General features: G+C 77.2%; 16 protein-coding genes. 9 read left to right on the top strand and 7 right to left on the bottom strand.

Translation table 11 applies throughout. The features are described 5' to 3' along the window. Positions 1-64 precede the first annotated feature (64 nt). The 6 genes from ACWPWW_RS01665 (at position 65) to ACWPWW_RS01640 (ending at position 5,223) form a co-directional block, all read left to right on the top strand. Positions 65-727: a PAS domain-containing protein gene (locus ACWPWW_RS01665; protein ID WP_454048608.1), complete on the top strand. Its 663-nt coding sequence runs from the start codon at positions 65-67 to the stop codon at positions 725-727. A 21-nt stretch (positions 728-748) separates the two neighbouring features. Then, positions 749-1,597: a UbiA family prenyltransferase gene (locus ACWPWW_RS01660; RefSeq protein ID WP_454048607.1), complete on the top strand. Its 849-nt coding sequence runs from the start codon at positions 749-751 to the stop codon at positions 1,595-1,597. Between the two features lie 69 nt (positions 1,598-1,666). After that, positions 1,667-2,755, top strand: coding sequence for a type III polyketide synthase (locus ACWPWW_RS01655; RefSeq protein ID WP_454048606.1), 1,089 nt, complete (start codon positions 1,667-1,669; stop codon positions 2,753-2,755). Further along, entirely contained in the window at positions 2,752-3,285 is a 534-nt protein-coding gene (locus ACWPWW_RS01650; protein WP_454048605.1) for an isoprenylcysteine carboxyl methyltransferase family protein, read from the top strand. The genes ACWPWW_RS01655 and ACWPWW_RS01650 overlap by 4 nt, the downstream gene beginning before the upstream one ends. Next, positions 3,282-4,334 carry an NAD(P)/FAD-dependent oxidoreductase gene (locus ACWPWW_RS01645; protein ID WP_454048604.1) on the top strand — a complete coding sequence of 351 codons (1,053 nt, stop codon included), beginning with the start codon at positions 3,282-3,284 and terminating at the stop codon, positions 4,332-4,334. Before ACWPWW_RS01650 ends, ACWPWW_RS01645 begins: the two co-directional genes overlap by 4 nt. Positions 4,335-4,404: 70 nt before the next feature. Next, positions 4,405-5,223, top strand: a complete 819-nt coding sequence (locus tag ACWPWW_RS01640) for an alpha/beta fold hydrolase (protein WP_454048603.1) — start codon at positions 4,405-4,407, stop codon at positions 5,221-5,223. A 1-nt stretch (position 5,224) separates the two neighbouring features. On the opposite strand, the gene ACWPWW_RS01635 is transcribed toward ACWPWW_RS01640, so the two are convergent. From ACWPWW_RS01635 to ACWPWW_RS01615, 5 genes are all read right to left on the bottom strand, one after another. Then, entirely contained in the window at positions 5,225-7,399 is a 2,175-nt protein-coding gene (locus tag ACWPWW_RS01635) for an iron ABC transporter permease (RefSeq protein WP_454048602.1), read from the bottom strand. Between the two features lie 26 nt (positions 7,400-7,425). Next, positions 7,426-8,421, bottom strand: a complete 996-nt coding sequence (locus tag ACWPWW_RS01630) for an ABC transporter substrate-binding protein (RefSeq protein ID WP_454048601.1) — start codon at positions 8,419-8,421, stop codon at positions 7,426-7,428. Positions 8,422-8,509: 88 nt separating this feature from the next. After that, a complete protein-coding gene (locus ACWPWW_RS01625; RefSeq protein ID WP_454050375.1) occupies positions 8,510-9,328 on the bottom strand; it encodes an ABC transporter ATP-binding protein in 819 nt (272 codons plus the stop codon). Between the two features lie 149 nt (positions 9,329-9,477). Further along, positions 9,478-10,266, bottom strand: a complete 789-nt coding sequence (locus ACWPWW_RS01620) for a class I SAM-dependent methyltransferase (RefSeq protein ID WP_454048600.1) — start codon at positions 10,264-10,266, stop codon at positions 9,478-9,480. Between the two features lie 55 nt (positions 10,267-10,321). Next, on the bottom strand, positions 10,322-12,655 hold the full coding sequence (locus ACWPWW_RS01615; RefSeq protein WP_454048599.1) for a family 43 glycosylhydrolase: 2,334 nt from the start codon (positions 12,653-12,655) through the stop codon (positions 10,322-10,324). Positions 12,656-12,815: 160 nt separating this feature from the next. On the opposite strand from ACWPWW_RS01615, the gene ACWPWW_RS01610 reads away from it, so the two are divergent. From ACWPWW_RS01610 to ACWPWW_RS01600, 3 genes are all read left to right on the top strand, one after another. Next, positions 12,816-13,298: a PLDc N-terminal domain-containing protein gene (locus tag ACWPWW_RS01610; protein WP_454048598.1), complete on the top strand. Its 483-nt coding sequence runs from the start codon at positions 12,816-12,818 to the stop codon at positions 13,296-13,298. 87 nt (positions 13,299-13,385) lie between these two features. Beyond that, entirely contained in the window at positions 13,386-14,579 is a 1,194-nt protein-coding gene (locus ACWPWW_RS01605; RefSeq protein ID WP_454048597.1) for an NAD(P)/FAD-dependent oxidoreductase, read from the top strand. A gap of 23 nt (positions 14,580-14,602) precedes the next feature. Continuing rightward, the gene (locus tag ACWPWW_RS01600; protein WP_454048596.1) at positions 14,603-15,103 is read left to right on the top strand and encodes a glutathione peroxidase; all 501 of its coding nucleotides are present in this window, start codon (positions 14,603-14,605) and stop codon (positions 15,101-15,103) included. A 151-nt stretch (positions 15,104-15,254) separates the two neighbouring features. On the opposite strand, the gene ACWPWW_RS01595 is transcribed toward ACWPWW_RS01600, so the two are convergent. Together ACWPWW_RS01595 and ACWPWW_RS01590 are read right to left on the bottom strand one after the other, a co-directional pair. Continuing rightward, positions 15,255-15,935, bottom strand: coding sequence for a GOLPH3/VPS74 family protein (locus tag ACWPWW_RS01595; RefSeq protein ID WP_454048595.1), 681 nt, complete (start codon positions 15,933-15,935; stop codon positions 15,255-15,257). 23 nt (positions 15,936-15,958) lie between these two features. Beyond that, positions 15,959-19,510 carry an ATP-binding cassette domain-containing protein gene (locus ACWPWW_RS01590; protein WP_454048594.1) on the bottom strand — a complete coding sequence of 1,184 codons (3,552 nt, stop codon included), beginning with the start codon at positions 19,508-19,510 and terminating at the stop codon, positions 15,959-15,961. Positions 19,511-19,652: the final 142 nt, after the last annotated feature.

Raw genomic sequence — 19,652 nt, 5'->3', positions numbered from 1 at the left:
CACGGCCTGGCGGGGTCGGCGGTCGGCTCCCGCGGCTCTGCGCACCACGGGACGGGGGCGTCCGATGCACGACCTGAGCGGTCCGGAGCACGCACTGACGCTGGGTGCGCCCGCACGTGCGGGGACCTACCGGCTGGAGCTCGCCACGCAGCGGTGGTGGTGGTCCGACGAGGTCTACGCGATCCACGGCTTCGCGCCGCACGAGGTGGTGCCGACCACGGAGCTGCTGCTCGCCCACAAGCACCCGGGCGACCGCGACCGGGTCGTCGAGACGCTCACCGACGCCGCCCGCACGGGGAGGGCGTACTCCTCCGTGCACCGGATCGTCGACGCCCGCGGACGGGTGCGCGTCGTCGCGGTGGTCGGCGAGGGGCAGGGCACGGGGGACGACGGCGCGCCGACGGAGCTCTGCGGGTACTTCATGGACGTCACGGACGTCGTCGACGACCGCGCGCAGGCCGCGGCCTCGGCGTCCATCGCCGCCGCGGCGCAGAGCCGCGCGGTGATCGACCAGGCGGTCGGCGTCGTGGCGTTCAGCCTCTCGCTCGAGCCCGCCGCCGCGTTCGCGGTGCTGCGCGCCGCGTCCAACGACGCCAACGTCCCGATCCGCGTGCTCGCCCGTGCCATCGTGGGTGCCCTGCCGACGCTGCGGCACGACCCGTCCCGGGTGTCCCACTTCATCCAGGGGCTGCTCTCCCCCGGGCACCGCGCGGCACCGGACGCCTGACCGACCGACGCGAGGAGACGCATGGCCCCCGCACCCGGGACCACCACCGGGCGCCGCACGGTCGCGCTCGTCCGCGCCGCGCACGCACCGCCCGCCGCCGCGGTCACCCTGTTCGCGGGCGCGTACGCCGCCGGCGCCGCCGGTGCCGGGACGGGCCGCGCGCTGCTGGTCGCCGCGGTCGTGCTCGCCGGCCAGCTCTCCGTCGGGTGGTCCAACGACTGGATCGACGCCGACCGGGACCTCGCCGTCGGCCGCGCCGGCAAGCCCGTGGTCAGCGGCGCGGTCACGCCCGCGCTGCTCCGCCGGGCCGCGCTGCTCGCCGTCGCGGCGAGCGTCGCGCTCTCCCTCCCTCTCGGGCTGCCCGCGGCCGCGCTGCACCTCGGGCTGGTCGCGGTCGCGTGGGCGTACAACGCACGCCTGAAGTCGACCGTCTGGTCCTGGGCGCCGTACGCCGTGGCGTTCGGCGGCCTGCCGTCGGTGGCCACCCTCGGCGTGCCCGGCGGTGCGGTCTGGGCACCGTGGTGGGTGACGACGGGCGGGGCGCTGCTCGGCGTCGGCGCGCACCTGGCCAACGTCCTGCCCGACCTGGAGGACGACGCCGCGACGGGGGTGCGAGGGCTGCCGCACCGCCTCGGCCGCCGCGGCACCGCGTTCGCCGCGGCCGCCGTGCTGCTGGCCGCCGTGCTCGTGGTGGTGCTCGCCCCCGCCGGCGCACCCGGCGCTGCCGCGCTCGTCGCGCTCGGCGTCGCGGTGGCGCTCGCGGCGTCGGCGGTCGTCGCGGCACTCGCGCGGCCGGCGAGCAGGTGGCCGTTCGGCGCGGCGATGGCGGTGGCGGGTGTCGCCGTCGTGCTGCTCGTGGTCTCCGGCTGACGGGCGTCCCCGCCCGTCAGCGGCACCGCGCGGTCGCGGCCGCGAGGGCTCCGCGAGAGGATCCGGTGCATGTCGCGGATCCTGGCCGTCGCCCCCGTCCTGCCGGACCACGTCTACCCCCAGGAGGAGATCACCGCCGAGATCGCCGGGCTGGTCACGCGCGACCCGCGCCGGCGCGCGCTGCTGGAGCGGGTGCACGCGTCCAGCGGGATCGCCACCCGGCACCTCGCGCTGCCGCTGGAGAAGTACGCCGGGCTGTCCTCGTTCGGCGAGACGAACGACGTCTTCCTCCGGGAGGGCGCCGAGCTCGCGGCGCGGGCGGTGCTGGACGCGCTGGCCGGCGCGGGTCTGCGGCCCGCCGACGTCGACCACCTGTTCTTCACCACGGTGACCGGCGTCTCGGCACCGTCGCTCGACGCCCTGCTGGTCGAGCGCCTCGGCCTGCGGCCCGACGTCCGGCGGGTCCCGAGCTTCGGGCTCGGCTGCGCCGGCGGCGCCGCGGGGCTCGGGCGCGTCCACGACCACCTGCTCGGCCACCCGGACGAGGTGGCCGTCCTGCTGTCGGTCGAGCTCTGCTCCCTGACCCTGCAGCACGACGACGACTCGACGGCCAACCTCGTGGCCAGCGGGTTGTTCGGGGACGGTGCAGCCGCCGTCGTCCTCGCCGGCGAGCGGCGTGCCGCGGCCCTCGGCTCCGCCGGCCCGGAGGTGGTCGGGAGCCGCAGCACCCTGTACCCAGGCACGGCCAACGACCTCGGCTGGCAGGTCGGCGGGTCCGGGTTCCGGATCGTACTGTCGGGCGGGATGGCGGACACCGTCGCGGCGCACGCGGCCGAGGACGTCGCCGCGCTGCTCACGCCGCTCGGGGCGGCACCGGCGGACGTCGCGCGCTGGGTGGTGCACCCGGGCGGGCCGAAGATCCTCGACGCGGTCGAGGAGGCGCTCGGCCTGCCGCCCGCGGCCCTGGCACGCAGCCGGGCCTCGCTGTCCCGGGCCGGCAACCTGTCCTCCGCCGCCGTGCTGCACGTGCTGGCGGACACCCTCGAGGGACCACCGCCCGAGCCCGACGCGCTGGGCGCCGTCCTCGCGTTCGGCCCGGGCGTCACGGGTGAGCTGGTCGCGCTGCGCTGGTCCGGGACGACGGAGGAGACCCGATGAGCTCGCTGCTGTGGTTCGACGTGCTGATCGCGCTGACCGCCCTCGAGCGGCTGGCCGAGCTGGTCGTGTCCGCACGGAACGCGCGCTGGTCCTTCGCGCGCGGGGCGGTCGAGTCGGGGCGCGGGCACTTCCCGCCGATGGTCGCCCTGCACACCGGCCTCCTGGTGGCCTGCCTGCTGGAGGCGCACCTGGCCGACCGGCCGTTCCTCCCGTGGCTGGGCTGGCCCGCCCTGGTGCTGGTGCTGGCCAGCCAGGCGCTGCGCTGGTGGTGCATCGCGACCCTGGGCCACCGGTGGAACACCCGGGTGATCGTGGTGCCCGGCCTGCCCCTGGTCAGCGGCGGCCCGTACCGGTGGATCCCGCACCCCAACTACGTGGCCGTCGTCGTGGAGGGCATCGCCCTGCCGCTGGTGCACACCGCCTGGGTCACGGCGCTGGCGTTCACCGTGCTGAACGCGGTGCTCCTGCTGGGGTTCCGGGTCCCGGCCGAGGAGCGCGCCCTGCGCGCCGCCACGCAGCCCGCGGCATGACCGTCCCGCCCGCTCCGGACGTCGACGTCCTGGTCGCCGGGGGCGGCCCGGTCGGGCTGGCCGCCGCGATCGAGGCGCGGCTCGCCGGGCTGTCCGTCCTGGTGCTGGAGCCACGTGCGGGAACCGTCGACAAGGCGTGCGGCGAGGGCCTGATGCCCGGCGCCGTCGCGGCGCTGGGCCGGCTCGGCATCGACCCCGCCGGCCACCCGATCGCCGGCATCGCGTACGTGCGCGACCACCGGCGCGCCGAGCACCGGTTCGCCGGGCCGCCCGGGCGCGGGGTCCGCCGCACCGTGCTGCACGCCGCGCTCGGGGCCCGGGCCGACGAGCTCGGCGTCGAGCGCCGCACCGGCCGGGTGACCGACCTGGCGCAGGACGCGGACGGCGTCACCGCGGGCGGGGTCCGCGCCCGCTGGCTGCTCGGCTGCGACGGCCTCCACTCGACCGTCCGCCGGCTCACGGGCCTGGAGGTCGCCCCGCGCGCCCGCACGCCAACCCGGTACGGCGTCCGGCGGTACGGCGTGCGCCGGCACTACCGGGTCGCACCCTGGACGGACCTGGTCGAGGTGCACTGGGGCCGGCGCACCGAGGCGTACGTCACCCCCGTCGGCCCGGACCTGGTGGGCGTCGCCCTGCTGGGCCCGGCGCCGATCGACGTGGACGCCGAGCTGGCCGGCATGCCCGCGCTGGCGGACCGCCTGGCGGGCGCCCCGGTCGACGCGGCGGACCGCGGCGCCGGACCGCTCCGCCAGCGCACCCGCGCCCGCACGGCGGGCCACGTGCTGCTGGTCGGCGACGCCTCGGGCTACGTCGACGCGCTCACCGGCGAGGGGCTGCGGCTGGGCTTCGCGCAGGCCCGGTCCGCCGTCGCCCACCTCGGCGACCCGGCCGGGTACGGCCGCGCGTGGGACGCCGCGACCCGCGACTACCGGATGCTCACCACGACGCTCGTGGCGGTCGCGACCTCACCGCTGCGCGGGGCGCTGGTCCCGGCGGCCGTCCGGCTGCCGCCGGTGTTCGCGGGGGCGGTGGAGCGGCTGGCGCGGTGACGCGACGGGGTCCCTCGGGCCGCGCCGGCGTGACGCGCGCACCGGAGGCCCGCTCGGCTACCGTCGGCCGGTGCCCGATCTGCCCGGACCTCCCGCTCCCGGACTCCCCGTGACCCGCTCCGCCCCCGCCGACGACGGCGTCCGGCTCGTGTGGCAGGAGCAGGGCGCCGGGCCCGCGGTCCTGCTCCTGCAGGGCCAGGCCACCCCGATGGCCGGCTGGGACCGGGTCGCGGCCGACCTCGCCGGCGAGTTCCGCGTGCTGCGGTGCGAGCAGCGCGGCACCGGCGGCAGCGCGCCGGGGTCCGACGACCGGTTCACCACGCGCGCGCTCGCCCAGGACGTCCGCGCGGTGCTCGACGCCGCCGGCGTGGACCGCGCCCAGGTCGTCGGGCACTCGATGGGCGGGAAGATCGCGCAGTGGCTCGCGGTCGACTCCCCCGGCCGTGTCGCGTCGCTCGTGCTGCTCGCCACCAGTGCGGGCGCCGCCGACGGCGTGCCGCGCGACGAGGCGGCGCACCGCCTGCTGCTCCGCGGCGACCCGGCCGAGCGGCGGCGGCTGTTCTTCGGCGACGCCTGGGCCGACGACCACCCCGGCGAGGTCCGGGCGTTCTTCGCGCTCGACGCCGACCGGCCCACGCTGCGCGCCCTGTACCGGGCCAGCACCACGCACGACGCGTGGGCGGACCTGCCGCGGATCGCCGCGCCGACGCTGGTCGTGCACGGGACGGAGGACCGGCTCGCCACCCTGCCGTCGGCCGAGCGGCTGGCGGGCGCGATCCCGGGGGCCGAGCTCGTGGTGGTCGAGGGGGCCGGGCACGGCCTGCACCTGGACAGCCCCGCGGCGGCTGCGGCCGTGCGGGACTTCCTGCGGCGGCACGCGGCGGGCTGAGTCAGCGGCGGGACGTCGCCCGCATCCGCCAGAGCAGCCACAGGAAGTACGGCGTCCCGATGACGGCGGTCACCAGGCCGGCGGGCAGCTGCGCGGGGGCGATCGCCGTCCGCCCGACCGTGTCCGCCACGCAGACCAGCGCCGCACCGAGCAGCACCGTCATCGGCAGCAGCCACCGGTGCCGCTTCCCGATCACCATCCGGGCGGCGTGCGGGGCCACGAGGCCGACGAACACGATCGGGCCGATCGCGGCCGTCGCGGCCGCGGTGAGCACGACCGCCAGGCCGACGTGCAGGTGCCGGGACCGCGGCAGGTCGACGCCCAGCACGCGCGGGGTGACGTCGTCGACCTGCACCAGGTCGAGGTCGCGGTGGGTGCGGGCGACGACGACCACGCCGATCAGCAGCGCCACGGCCATCGGCACGAGCTGCGGGACGCCCGCTCCGAACGTCGAGCCCCCGAGCCAGGTGATCGCGCGGTTCTGGTTCCACGGGTCGGTGCGCACCAGCAGCAGCGTGGTGACGGCCCCGGCCGCGGCGCCCGTACCCAGGCCGACCAGCACGATGCGCCCTGCCGAGCCCCCGGCGCCCGCGCTGACGCCGAACACGAGCAGCCCCGCGAGGACCGCGCCGGCGAGCGCCCCGGTGAACACCAGGGCGAAGGACGGTGCGCTCGTCATCACGATGACGACCACGGCGCCCAGGCCGGCGGCGTGCGCCACGCCGAGCACCCCGGGGTCGGCGAGCGGGTTCCGGGTGACCGTCTGCACCAGGCCGCCCGCCAGCGCGAGGCACGCGCCGGCGAGCAGCGCGGCGGCGACGCGCGGCACCCGGGAGTCGAGGATGATGTCCAGCCGCACGGACGCGCGGCCCGCCAGCCAGTTCTGGACGTCGCCGAGCAGCACGGTCTGGTCGCCCAGCAGGACGCCGGCGACCACCACGACGACGAGCAGCAGCACGGCGAGCCCGAGCACGACCGCCGGCGCACGGCGCGACAGCGCGCTGCCGGCCTTCAGCGTGACGAGGGTGTCGGGCTCGAGGGCGGCGCGCGCGCGGCGGGCGAGCAGGATCAGGGCTGTCGCGCCGATGAGGCTGGTGACGACGCCGGTGGGCACCGTGACGCCGCTGATCGCCCCGAACACCGCGCGCAGCGCGACGTCGGCGGTGAGCACCAGCGCGGTGCCGGCGACCGCGGCCGCCGGGATGAGCAGGCGGTGCCGCGCGAGCGGCCGCACCCAGGTGGCGAGCAGCCGCACCAGCAGCGGCGCGCAGAGGCCGACGAACCCGATGGGCCCCGTCACCGTCACGGCGCACGTCGCGAGCAGCACGGCCAGGACCACGCCGACCAGCCGGGTGCGGGCGATGTCGACGCCGAGCGACCGCGCCGCGTCGTCGCCGAGCTGCAGCAGGTCGAGCCGGCGGGCGATCAGCAGCAGCCCGGCGAACGCGACCAGGACGACCGGCAGGACCGCGCGGATCGTGCCCATCCCGTTCTGGCCGAGCGACCCGGCGCCCCACGCGAACAGCCCCTGGGTCTCCCAGGGGAACAGCACCAGCAGCGCCTGCGTGACGGACGCGAGCCCGAGGGTGATCGCGGACCCCGCGAGCACCAGCCGGACCGGTGACGCGGCCGCGCCGCCGGACAGCCCGATGACCACGCCCGCCGCACCCAGGCCGCCGACGAACGCGACGACGACCCCCGGCAGCGCGCCGAGCGACGCGCCCGCCACGGCCGCCACCGTGACCGCGAGGTGCGCGCCCGCGTTCACCGCGAGCGTGTCGGGTGCCGCCAGCGGGTTGCGGGCGATGCCCTGCAGCGCCGCGCCGGAGGCGCCGAGCGCGCACCCCACCAGGACCCCCGCCGCGAGGCGCGGCAGCCGCGAGGCCGTGACGACCGCGGCGGCCTGGTCGAGCCCGCCCTGCCCGGTCAGGGCACGGAAGAGCTCCCCGACGGTCACGTCGGCGGTGCCCTGCGTCAGGTGCCACGCCGCGGCGGCGACCAGCCACGCGACCAGGACCCCCAGCGCGACGACGGTGCGCACCGGCTGCCGGCTCCGCTCGCGCGGGACGGGGTCCGTCGGGGCCGGTGCGGGCGGTGCCGGCAGTGCCGTGGCCGGGCCCGCGACCCGCGCCGGGGAGGCGTCGGGTCGCGGGCTGCGCGGGGTCGAGGTCGTCACGGTTCCCTCAGGTGGTGGTGGTCAGCTCACTCGGCGGTGAGCTGCGCGACCAGGTCGTCCGACCAGCCGGCCAGCGACTCCGGGCCGCCGTAGGCCCAGATGCCGACGCCGGCGCGGTAGACGTGGTCCTGCTGCACGAACGGCAGCGACTGCCAGACCGGGTTGGACGCGAGCACCGTCTCCACGACGTCGTCCTCGGAGTCGTTGCCCCAGTAGAGGAAGCGGGTGTCCGCCGGCAGGGCGGTGAGGCCCTCGACGTCCACGTACGACAGGCCGTAGCCGTCGTCGCCCGGGTCGGTCGTCGCGGCGGTCAGCCCCATGGCGTCGGCCACGGCCTGGAACGCCGAGCGCGGGCCGTGCATGCGGATCGTGACGTTGGCGCCCTCCGCGTACGGGGACGCGAACACGATCGGCGTGCCCTCCAGGCCCGCGTCGGCGATCGCCTGCGCGTTCTCGGCGACCTCCGCCTCGGTGGCCTCGACGACCTCGTCGGCCTTGTCGTCCGCGCCGACCAGGGTGGCGACGGAGCGGAACGTGTCCTCGACGTAGCCGATCGGGTCCTCGGCGGACGCGCCGTCGAAGAGCGCGACCGGGGCGATGCGCTCCATCTGCTCCATGGCGCCCTCGGGGATCGAGGACGTCACGCCGATGATCAGGTCGGGCTCGAGCGCCGCGATCGCCTCGACCGAGGGCTCGCCGCGGGTGCCGACGTCCTCGGGCTCGCCCTGCAGCGGGACGACGGTGCCGACCCAGGAGGTGTAGCCCTCGACGTCGGCCGCGCCGACCGGGGTGACGTCGAGCGACGTGAGCATCTCGGTCTGCATCCACTCCAGCGACACCACGCGGGTGGCCGGGCCGTCGAGCTCGACGGTCTCGCCGCGGTCGTCGGTGATCGACACCGCGCCGCCGGCGGCGGACGTCGTGGCGGTGTCGTCCGCGGGCTCGTCGGTGGTGCCGCAGGCCGCCAGGGTGGTCAGCGCGCCGACGGCCAGCAGGGCCGTGAGCGTCCGTCGCGTGGTCATGGTTCCTCGTGTCTGCGCGGGTGGGTCCGGGGCGCCCGCGCGTCTCGCCCCTGTGCGCCGCACGTGCCGTGCGGCGGTGGTCGGTGGGTCAGGCGCCGACGGCGGCGGGTTCTCCGGCGGGGGCGACGCGGCGGAGCTGCAGCCGCGGGGCGTGCACGCCGAGGTGCCCGGTGCCGGGGTCGGCGCGGACGACGATGTCGATCTCGTACACGTCGCTGAGCAGCGCGGACGTGAGGGCCTGCTCGGGCGCTCCGTCGGCGACGACGCGGCCCCGGCTCAGCACGAGCACGCGGTCCGCGACGGCGGCCGCCTGCTCCAGGTCGTGCAGCACCACCCCGACGGCGACGCCGTGCGCGTCGGCGAGCGACCGCATCAGCTCGAGCACCTCGACCTGGTAGCGCAGGTCGAGGTGGTTGGTCGGCTCGTCGAGCAGCAGCACGCCCGTGTCCTGGGCGAGCGCCGAGGCGAACCAGACCCGCTGCACCTGGCCGCCCGACAGCGCGTCGACGTCGTCCCCCGCCAGGTCCGCGATCCCGGCCAGCGCGAGGGCGCGGTCGACCGCGGCCCGTCCGTCCGGGTCGAGCCCGCGCCAGCCCTGGCGGTGCGGGTGCCGCCCGAACTCGACGGCGTCGCGGACCGTGATGCCGGCCGGGGTCGGCCGGGATTGCGCGAGCAGCGTGACCTGCCGGGCGAAGTCGCGGGCGGACAGCGCGGACGCGTCGGCGTCCGCGAGCTGCACCTGCCCGCCGGAGAGCCGCTGGAGCCGCGCCATGCCCCGCAGCAGCGTGGACTTGCCCGAGCCGTTGGGCCCGACCAGCGCGGTCACCCGGCCGGCCGTCAGCTCGACGCTCGCTCCGGTGACGACGGGGTCGCCTCCGTAACCGATGCTCACGTCGGCGGCAGACATCGCGATGGGGTGGACAGGCACGGACGGACCTTAGCCAAGCCTTACCTCATCTGGCAATCCGTCTCGCCCACCACGGTGGACGATCCGGACGGACACGCCGGCGGCGCGTCGGTCCGGACCGTCCACCCGTGCGCGCCGCGGCCGGCGCGTCAGGCAGGGGCGCGGCCGACCAGCAGCCGGAAGGCGTTCCGGAACCGGTAGCCGCCGTCGGCCGTCCGGTACGGCGCCGCCGCGCGGAGCACGACCGGCCCGCGGTCGGCGATCCCCGCCGCGTCCTCGCCCAGCAGCGCCCCGCGCACGAGGGCGTCGTCGTCGGCCGCGGTCCACGGCACCTCCACCAGCGCCACGTGCTCGACGGACAGGCCGGCGTCCCGCAGGAGCGCGCGGGTCGCCTCCTCGCGCCGGAGCGGGCTCTCCTCCGCCGGCGGCTCCCCGTCGTCCTCGGCGAGCGCGGCCTCGACGACGTCCAGCTCCACCTGCGTCCGCTCGGCCCACCCGCAGACCGCCACCAGGCCGCCCGGTGCCACGACGCGCACTGCCTCGGCCAGGGCCACCTCCGGCTCGTCGGCCACGTGCAGCACGTTCACCGCGGTGACGAGGTCGAACGCACCGTCCGCCCACGGCAGCGCCTCGGCGGCGGCGACCCGGACGTCCGCCGACGGCGCGGCACGGCGGGCGAGCGCGACCATGCCCGCCGCCGCGTCCGCGCCTGCCACGCGCGCGCCGACTCCGGCCAGCAGCGCCAGCAGCTCCCCGCTGCCGCACCCGACGTCGAGCACCCGCGTCCCGGGCCCGGCCCCCGTCGCGTCGACCAGCGCCCGGCGGGCCGGGTCGGCGAACGCGCCCCACAGGGCGGCCCAGTCCCCGGCGAGCGCGGTCCACGGGTCCTCGTCCTGCTCGTCGTGGCCCGCGGTCCACCGGTCCTTCGCCGCCGTCATCCCCCCATCCTGCCCCGCCGGCGTCCGACGCCCGACGTGCTCCGGCGCCGCCCGCTCAGTCGGACCAGACGGTCAGGTGGTCGAAGCGAGCCGTCGCGCGCGGGTCGGTGCCGTTCCAGCCGTGCGCGGCCAGGCCGACGCGCAGCTCGGTGCCCGGCGGGAACGTCCAGGTACCGCCGGCGACCCAGGTCGCCCCGTCGGTGCTGGTGAGCGCCTGCACCTCGTGCCCGCCGGCCTCGTCGGTCCGGTGCACGACGCGGAGCCACGTGGTGTCCCCCGGCGGGCCGACGATCGTGCCGCCGTACTGCAGGCGGCCCGCGTAGGGCGTCTCGTACCCGAACTCGGTCTGCCGGGTGTTCCAGATCGCGACGTGCGACAGCCGGGCGAACAGGTCGTCGCCCGCGTGCACGACCAGGCCGGCCTGCTGGAAGTTGCGCACGTCGTCCACGCCGACGTCGAGCTGCACGGCCGTCTCCGCGGTCCAGTCGCCGTCGGGCACGTCGCGCAGCAGCAGGCCCGCGTCGTTGCTCGTGCCGGTCAGGTCGGCCTGCTCGACGGGCCACACGAGCGCCCCGTCCTCGACGGTCACGGCCGGCTCGCGGACCGCGGTCCAGCCCTCGCCGAGCCCGTCGTCGAACCGCAGGTCCTCGATCACCGACCCGGTCGCCGGCAGCGGCTCGCGCTCGGTCACCGGCGTGGCGAGCGGGACGGCCGAGAGGTCGTCGACGTGCACGCCGCGGGACTGCGCGGTCGCCCCGGCCGGTGCGGTCGCCGTCCGCCGCGGCAGGTCGAGGACGACCTGGGCGAGCGGATCGCCCAGGCGCGCGTGGCTCACCTCGGCGCGCGCCGTCCGGCCCGCCACCTCCAGCACGACGGCGTGCCAGGTGGACCAGTCGACGTCTCCCGGCAGCGGCGCCGTGGCGACGGCGCGACCGGACCGCAGCACGAGCCGGCCGCTCGCCGGGTCGACGACGGCGGTCACGTCCCCCGCCACGACGCCGCCGGCGGCCCGCGGCTCGAGCCGCACATCGGCCTCCACCCGGACGTCCCCGCCCGGGCTCTGCCCGGTCACCAGGGACCCGGCGGCGCGGGACACGGCGTGCGGCCCACCCTGCGGGTCCTCGCCCGCGGCGCGCCACGCGCCGCCGCGCCACGGGTGCCGGACCCCGTCGTCGAAGCCCGTCACCGCGCGCCCGGAGGTGACGGGCGCCGTCTGCTCGTCGTCGGACGGACCGGCTCCGGCGCGCACGACCGGCCAGCCGTCGACCCAGTCCAGCCGGTCGATCAGCATCGGCCGCTCGTTGATGCCCTCGGTGCCGTCGAGGTACGGGTCGGCGCGGTCGATCGCGTGGTAGACCGCCCAGTCCTGCCCGGCCAGGTCCGTGACGACGGCGTTGTGGCCGGTGCCCACCCAGGCGTCGCCGTCGGGCGCGACCACCGGGGTCCCGCCGGCGCGGGACTGCAGCAGCGGCACGCCCTCGCGGTCCACGTACGGGCCCGTGATCTGCTCCGACCGCCCGACGTGCACGCTGTACCCGGTCGTCGGTCCGGCGCAGCAGTTGGCCGAGGAGACGAACAGGTACCAGTACCCGTCGCGCCACACGGCGTAGGCGCCCTCGTACTTGTTGTCGATCGTCACCTGCACGGGGTCGCCGACGGCCTCGGTGCCGGAGTCGTCGAGCTCCGTCACCCAGATCCCGCCGTAGTACGAGCCGTAGAACAGGTGCTCGGTGCCGTCGGGGCCGGTGACGTGCGAGGGGTCGAAGGTCCACAGGAAGTCGTCGGGGCCGCCCGCGCCCGGACGCGGGTCCACCACCGGGTCCCCGGAGTCGGTCCACGGACCGGTCGGCGTGGGAGCGGTGGCCACGCCGATGGCGCCGTCGCCGGCTCCGGGCGTCACGGTGGTCTCGGTGACCACGTAGTACAGGCGGTACTCGCCGTCGACGTACCGGATGTCCGGCGCCCAGAGCGACGCGCCACGACCGGTGTCCGCCCACGCGGGCAGGGTGTCCTCGGTGAACGCGTCGCCGACGTGCTCCCAGTCGACGAGGTCCGCGGACCGCGACACCGGCAGCAGGTGCCGGGTGCCCTCGCCCTCCCGCAGCGGGTCGGTCGTGCCGTAGGCGTACCACCAGCCGTCCTGGCCCCGGATCACCGCGGGGTCGGCGTAGGTGTCGGCGAAGTCCGCGCTGACCGGGTTGGTGTACGTCCCGGGTCCCTGCCCGCCGCCCCCGTGACCGCCACCGTCGTGCCCGCCGCCGTGCCCGCCTCCGTCCGCGAGGGCTGCGGGAGCCGCAGCCGCGAGGACCGCTGCCACGAGGGTCACGACGGGGACGACCAGCCGGCGCCGGGCGCGCCGGTGCGGGGTCCCCAGGGTGCGCTGCTGCATCGCCGGGCTCCTTCGACCGAACGGGTGGTGGTCCTCTTGTACGCCGGAACCGGCCCCTGCGCCACCGGGTGCCCGGCACCGGGCAGGCGTCCGAGCGGGTGACGTCGGCGAAGCCGCAGGTCCGTTCGCCGGACACGCCCGTGCCCGCTCCCCTAACGTCGTGCCGTCCACGGCGCTCACGGAGGGGGTCCTGACGGTGCTGCGCGTCCTGCCGGTCATCATCGAGCTCGGGCTGCTGGTCTACTGCCTGGTCGACTGCATCCAGACGGACTCCTGGCGGGTCCGCAACCTGCCCAAGGGCGGCTGGATCCTGCTCATCGTGCTGCTGCCGCTGGTCGGCGGGATCGCGTGGCTGGTCGCCGGCCGGCCCGAACGCGCCGCGCGCAGCGCAGACGTGCCCTGGCCGAGCACCGGGACGGCGGGCTTCCCGGAGTACGAGCGCCCGCGGCGCGCACCGGGCCCGGACGACGACGCCGAGCGCCTGGCGCAGGACCGGGAGTCGGACCGGCTGCACGAGCAGATGCTCCGCGACTGGGAGGCGCAGCTGCGGTCCCGCGAGCAGGGGCTGCCGCAGGACCGCGCGCCGGTGCGGGACGCCGCCGACGGCGACCCGGAGGGCCCGGCGGTCCGGGACGGGCGCTGACACCGCCCTCCCCTCAGGGCGCGCGTCCGGGCACCCGCACCTACCGTGGCCCGGGACCGCTGTCCCCGACCTCGAGCAGGTGCGCGCATGACCACTCCCCGGCGGCACGACGTGCTGGTCCTCGGCGGCGGCAACGCCGGCCTGTCCCTCGCGGGGCGGCTCCGCCGGGACGGCTGCCCCGACGTCGCGGTGGTCGAGCCGCGGTCGGTGCACCACTACCGGCCGCTGCTGTCGTACGTCGCGTCCGGCACCGCCGCCCTGGAGGACCTGCGCCGCCCGCAGGCCGAGGTCGTCCCCGACGGCGTGCGCTGGTACGCCGACCGCGTCGAGGCCGTCGACCCGGACCGCTCGCTGGTCCGGCTCGCCGACGGGACGGAGCTCGGCTACGGCGACCTCGCCGTCTGCCCCGGCTCGGAGGTCGACTGGGACGCGATCCCGGGGTCGCGCGAGGCCGTCGCGACCGAGCACGCCGCCACCAGCTACCTGCCGGAGCAGGCCGCGAAGACGTGGACGATGCTGTCGTCGCTCACCGCGGGCCGGGCGGTGTTCGCGATCTCGGACCGGCACGTGCCGTGCGCGCCGGTCGGCCTGAAGCCGCTGTTCGCCGCCGTGGACCACTGGCGCAGCACCGGCGTGCTCGGGGACATCGCGGTCGACCTGCTGGTCGAGGGACCGCACCTGGTGCGGCACGCGCGCGGCGACCGCGAGCTGCACGCGGCCGCCGACCGGTACGGCGTGCGGGTCCGGCTCGGCACCACGGTCGAGTCGGTCGACGCGGACGCCCGCACCCTGCGGCTCCGCGCACCCCGGGGCGAGGAGACCGCGGACTACGACGCCCTGTACCTGGCGCCCCCGCACCGCGCCTACGGCTGGATCGCCGCGAGCGGCCTCGCGACGCCGGAGAGCGAGGGCTTCGTCGCCGTCGACCCGTCGACGCTGCAGCACGTCGCCCACGCGAACGTGTGGGGCCTGGGCGACGCCGCGACCGTCGGCACGCTCCCGTCGGGCGGTGCGCTGCGCAAGCAGGTCCCGGTCGTCGCGCGCAACATCCAGGCGCGGCGCAGGCGCCGGAGCATGCAGCGCTACGACGGCTACTCGATCGCCCCCGTGACCACCTCGCGCAGCCGCCTGCTGCTGGCGGAGTTCGACCGGGACGGCGTGCCGCAGCCCACGGTCCCGTTCCCCGAGCTGGCGCGCCCGCGGCGGAGCCTGCTGCTGTTCGACCGGTTCCTGGAGCCGCAGATCTACTGGCGCAGGCTGCTCCCCGGCAAGGTCTCCTGACGGCGGGGTGCAGGATGGGCCCCATGCACCTCGACGACATCCCGGTCACGACCCTGCGGGGCCGCGAGACCACCTTCGGCGAGCTGGTCGACGGCCGCGTGGCGCTGGTGGTCAACGTGGCGTCCCGGTGCGGGCTCGCCCCGCAGTACGAGCAGCTCGAGGCGCTGCACCGCGACTACGGCGACCGCGGCCTGACCGTCGTCGGCGTGCCCAGCAACCAGTTCCTGCAGGAGCTCGCGACCGCCGACGCGATCGAGGAGTACTGCTCGACCACCTGGGGGACGACGTTCCCCATGCTCGAGAAGGCCAAGGTGAACGGCCGGCACGCGCACCCGCTCTACCAGGAGCTGACGCAGGTCCCCGACGACACCGGCAAGGCCGGACGGATCACCTGGAACTTCGAGAAGTTCCTCGTGGCGCCCGACGGCCGCGCACGCCGGTTCCGGCCGCGTGTGCTCCCGGACGCGCCCGAGGTCGTCGAGGCGATCGAGACGCTGCTGGGCGCCCGCGCCGACGAGGCGTAGCCCGGCACTGCGTAGCCTGGCGCGAGCTCCCGCCGAGCGCGGTGGTTCCCGGCGAGCGCGGCGGCTCTGCCTACCGCGGTCGACGACAACAGGCGCGGTGGGTGTGCCGCCAGGCGGACGGCGCCGAGCGGGCAGCGGCGTCGCACGGGCTTCAGGTCGAGGTGGCGGTGGTCGCGGCCGTCGCGGCGGTGACGCCGGCCATCACCGCGGCCGTCGACGCCGCGATCGCGTCCTTCACCGCGTCGGCGGCCCAGGCGCCCTCGGCGACCTCCTGGGCGCGGCGGCGGACGTCCCGCTTCGGGACGCCGTCGTGCGCGACCGACGCGGGCGCCTTGTCGACGGCCTGCAGCAGCGCGACGAGAGCGCCGGTGCGGGCGTCCGGCTCGACGCCCTGGACGAGCACCGCGGTCAGCCGACGTCGGACCTCGGTCTCGTGCGCGGTGTCCGCGGCGAGCCACCGGGTGCGCGGGAACAGGCCGAGCACCCGGTCGTCCTGCCGGGTCAGCACGCCGCGGGCGACGAGGCGGTCGGCGAGCACGTCCTTGACGCCCTTGCCGAGCCGGTGCACCAGGTCGCTCGCGGAGCGCTCCCTCTCGGCGACGAGCGGCAGGGCGGAGTCGAGCAGCGGGTCGTCGAGGACCGCGCCCGGCGTGGCCACCACCTTCGCGCCCGACCAGATGCTGGTCCGCTCGCGCACGGTCACGGCGCCGGCGAGGGCGAGCTCGAGCAGCACCGCGCCGCCCAGCGCCACGTCGAGGTACGACGAAGTGGCCGTGCCCTTCTCGTCGTCCAGCAGCAGGAGGAGCAGGTCCTCGGCGATGAGTGTCGTCACGTGCCCGACCCTAGCGGCGGGCCTCAGCCCGCGAGGTGCCCCCACCGGCCCGCGAGGTCCCGCCACGGCCCGATCGCGGCGACGCTCCCCTCGTCCAGGACCACGACCCGGTCCGCCCGGGCCAGGGCCGCGCGCTTGGACGTCGCCCCGACGACGGTGGTGCCCCGCTCGCGGAGCGACTGCCAGAGCTCGATCTCGGTCGCCGCGTCCAGCGCGCTGGAGACGTCGTCCGCGAGCAGCAGCTCGGCGTCGGTGGCGAGCGCCCGGGCCAGCGCGAGGCGCTGCACCTGCCCGCCGGACAGCCGCACGCCGCGGTGCCCGACCAGCGCGTCCGGACCACCGGCCTCGGCGACGTCGGTGGTGAGGCGGGCGGCGTCGAGCGGGCCGACGACCTCGCGCGCGTGGTCGAGCCGCACGTTGTCGGCGAACGTCCCGGAGAGCACCCGCGGCACCTGGGCGACGTGCGCGACGCGGCCCGGCCGCAGGAACGTCTGCGCGTCGGCCACGTCCGTGCCGTTCCACGCGATCCGTCCCGTGTGCTCCATCAGCCCGGCGAGGGCCGACAGCAGGCTCGACTTGCCCGAACCCACCCGGCCGAGCAGCAGCACCAGCTCGCCGCGGTGCAGGGTGAGGTCGACGCCGGCCACGCCGATGGTCCCGTCGTCGTGCACGGCGGCGAGGTCGCGCACCTCGAGCCGGTCGAGCCGGTCACGGTGGTCGGGCGCGGGCGCCGGGGCGGTGCCGGCCGCGAGGTCGACGCCCGCGGGCAGCCCGGCCACGTCGGCCCCGCCGGCGAAGGCCGCGGTCGCCCGCTGCCAGGCCCGGGTACCCGGCGCCTCGGTGACGACCGCGCCGGCCACGACGCCGAACCAGTTGAACCCGGCGACGGCTCCGGCGACCAGCAGCGTGCTGGCCAGGTCCCAGACGCCGGCGAGCAGCGCCCACCAGGCCACGACCGCGCCGACCTGCACCATGATGATCGGCACGCCGTCGAGCACGGCCTGCACGCGGTGCTCGAACACCGCGGCCTCGACGCGGCCCGCGTCCACCGAGCGCAGGTGGGCGTGCACCTGCGGCGTGCGCGCCGCGAGCTTGACGGTGCGGGCGGCGTCCAGCGCGGACACGAGCGAGCGGCCGAACCCGGCCCGCTGCGCGGCCGAGTGGGTGGCGGAGCGCCCGGCGACGGGACGGCCGACCAGCGCGCAGGCCGCGCTGACCACGAGCACCGCGAGGAGCACGGCACCCGCGAGCAGGGACCAGCTCAGCAGGGCGGTCACCGCGACGAGCACGAGGCCGTTGACCAGGTCGACCCAGCGGTCGGCGTACCGGGCGAACCGGTCGGCGTCGAGCGCGCGCGCCACGACCTCGCCCGGCGGCGTCCGGCGCAGCCGGTGCTGCCGGGTCTGCCCGACCAGCACCGACATGCGCACCCGCAGCAGGATCTCGATCCACCAGCGCGGGTAGAGCCGGAACGCCAGCGAGTTGGCGGGCGCGACGAGCAGCAGCAGCACGACCAGCGCCACGACGAGCCCGGTCGCGACCTCGCCGCCGCGCAGGCCCTCGACCGTGCGGCCCCAGAGGAACCCGGTGACGGCGCCCTGCGCGGCGAACAGGCTGGACGCCAGGAACAGCGCGCCGCCCACGACGCCCCACCGCGGCCGCACCACGAGCGCGTGCGCGATGCCGCGGGCGAGGCTCGGTCCGGTGCCGGGGTCGGGCAGCTGCGGCGGCGGGCCCGTGCGGCGACGTGCGCCGAGCCCGGCGTCGGGGTCCGCCGCGGTCACGGTCGCGGGGGTCGGGACGTCGGCGGGCACGGTGGCGCCGTCGTGGCCGTCGCTCCGGCTCGCGGCGAGCAGCGCGCGGAACGGCCCCGCGACCCGCGCCAGCTCGGCCCGCGGCCCCTGCTGCACGACGCGGCCGTGGTCGAGCACGACCACCTGCTCGGCGCGCTCGACGGTGCCGAGGCGGTGCGCCACGAGCACGCCGGTCCGCCCGCCGAGCAGGCGCTCCGAGGCGGCGACGACCCGGGCCTCGGTCAGCGGGTCCATGCGCGCCGTGGCCTCGTCCAGCACGACCACCTGGACGTCGCGGACCAGCAGCCGCGCGAACGCGACCAGCTGCTCCTCCCCGGCCGAGAGCGACGTGCCCCCCGGGCCGAGCACGGTGTCCAGGCCGTCGGGGAGCCCGGCGACCCAGTCGGTCAGCCGCAGCTGGTCCACGGCCTCCTCCACGGTCGCGCGCGGCACGTCGGCGAACAGCGCGACGTTCTCCGCGAGGGTCCCGGCCAGGATCTCGGTGCGCTGCGTGACGACGCCGACGGTCGCGCGCAGCGCCTGCAGGTCGAGGTCGCGCACGTCGACGCCGCCGAGCAGGACGGTGCCGGGATCCGGCTCGACGGCGCGGGACAGCAGCGACGCGAGCGTCGTCTTGCCCGAACCCGTCCGCCCGACGAGCGCCACGGTGTGCCCCGCGGGGACGCGCAGCGACACGCCCTGCAGCGCGAACGCGCCCTCGTCGTAGGCGAAGTGCAGGTCGCGGACCTCGACGTCCAGCGGGCCCTCCGGCACCGGACGCCCGCCGGCGGGCTCCGGCTCGGACTCGAGCATCTCCCGGATGCGGAGGGTGGCGCCGATGCCCTCCTGCAGGTCGGGGAGGTTGCGCGCGAGCTGGTCGAACTGCCCGACGAACTGCGCGGTGACCAGGAACAGCGTGACGAGCCGCGCGACGGACAGGTCGCCGCCGGAGGTCAGGGCGACGCCCGCCACCGCGACCGCCGCGAGCAGGACGTGCAGCAGCGTCCCGGCGCGGGCGGTCATCGCGGTCTCGACGGCGAGCACCCGGTCGAGCGTGCGGTGCACGAGCGCGGAGGCCTCGGCGAGCCGCCGGACGGCGAACGCCTGCCCGCCGCTGGTGCGCAGGTCGTCGCGCGCGGCCACGGCCTCCTCGAAGGCGGCGGCGTTGTCGGTCCACGCGCGCTCCTCGACCACCTTGCGGCGCGTGATCTCGCCCAGCGAGGGCCGGACCACCAGGACGACGAGGCCGCCCAGCACCGGGAACAGGAACCACGCCGGCCACCAGGTGAGGCCCGCGACGACCCACATCGGCAGGGTGCCGACGACGGTGCGGCCCATCCCCCACAGCTGGCGCCGGACGAGGGTGCCGACGGCGTGCGTGTCGTCGTCGACGCGGTCCAGCACCTCCCCGACGGCCTGCTCGGTCAGGGTGGCGAGGGGCTGGTGCAGCGCGGCGCTCAGCAGGTCGCCGCGCAGCCGGCCCTCGGCACGGTCGACGACGCCGGCCCACGCGACCTGCCCGACGGCGTCGACGAGCGCGGCCCCGACCAGGCAGACCGCGAGGAGCGCGACGCCCGCGCCGGTCGGGTCCTCCGCCAGCGAGCCGGCGACCACGGTGCCGAGGGCGGACCCCACCGCGGCGATCGTCAGCGCGAGCAGGGCGAACCCGGCGACCGGGCCGCGCAGCCGGCGCCGGTCGAGACGGCGTGCGGGGTCCGTCGGCCGGGTGCGCGGGGTGGCCGACGTCGCGTCGGTGGTCGGGGCGGCTGAGGTGTCGAGCATCGTGCGCCCACCCTAGGAGCCGGGTGGGACACGGCCGAGCGAATACTGCGCCGCCCGCCCGCCCGCCCGCCCGCCTGCCTGCCCGCGCGCCCGAGCCCGCCCGCCCTGCGCAGCGGACCGACGGCCCGCACCGGCCGCGCCC

Source organism: Cellulomonas sp. Marseille-Q8402 (genome assembly GCF_965119525.1).
This window is presented reverse-complemented; position numbering and strand designations above follow the sequence as displayed.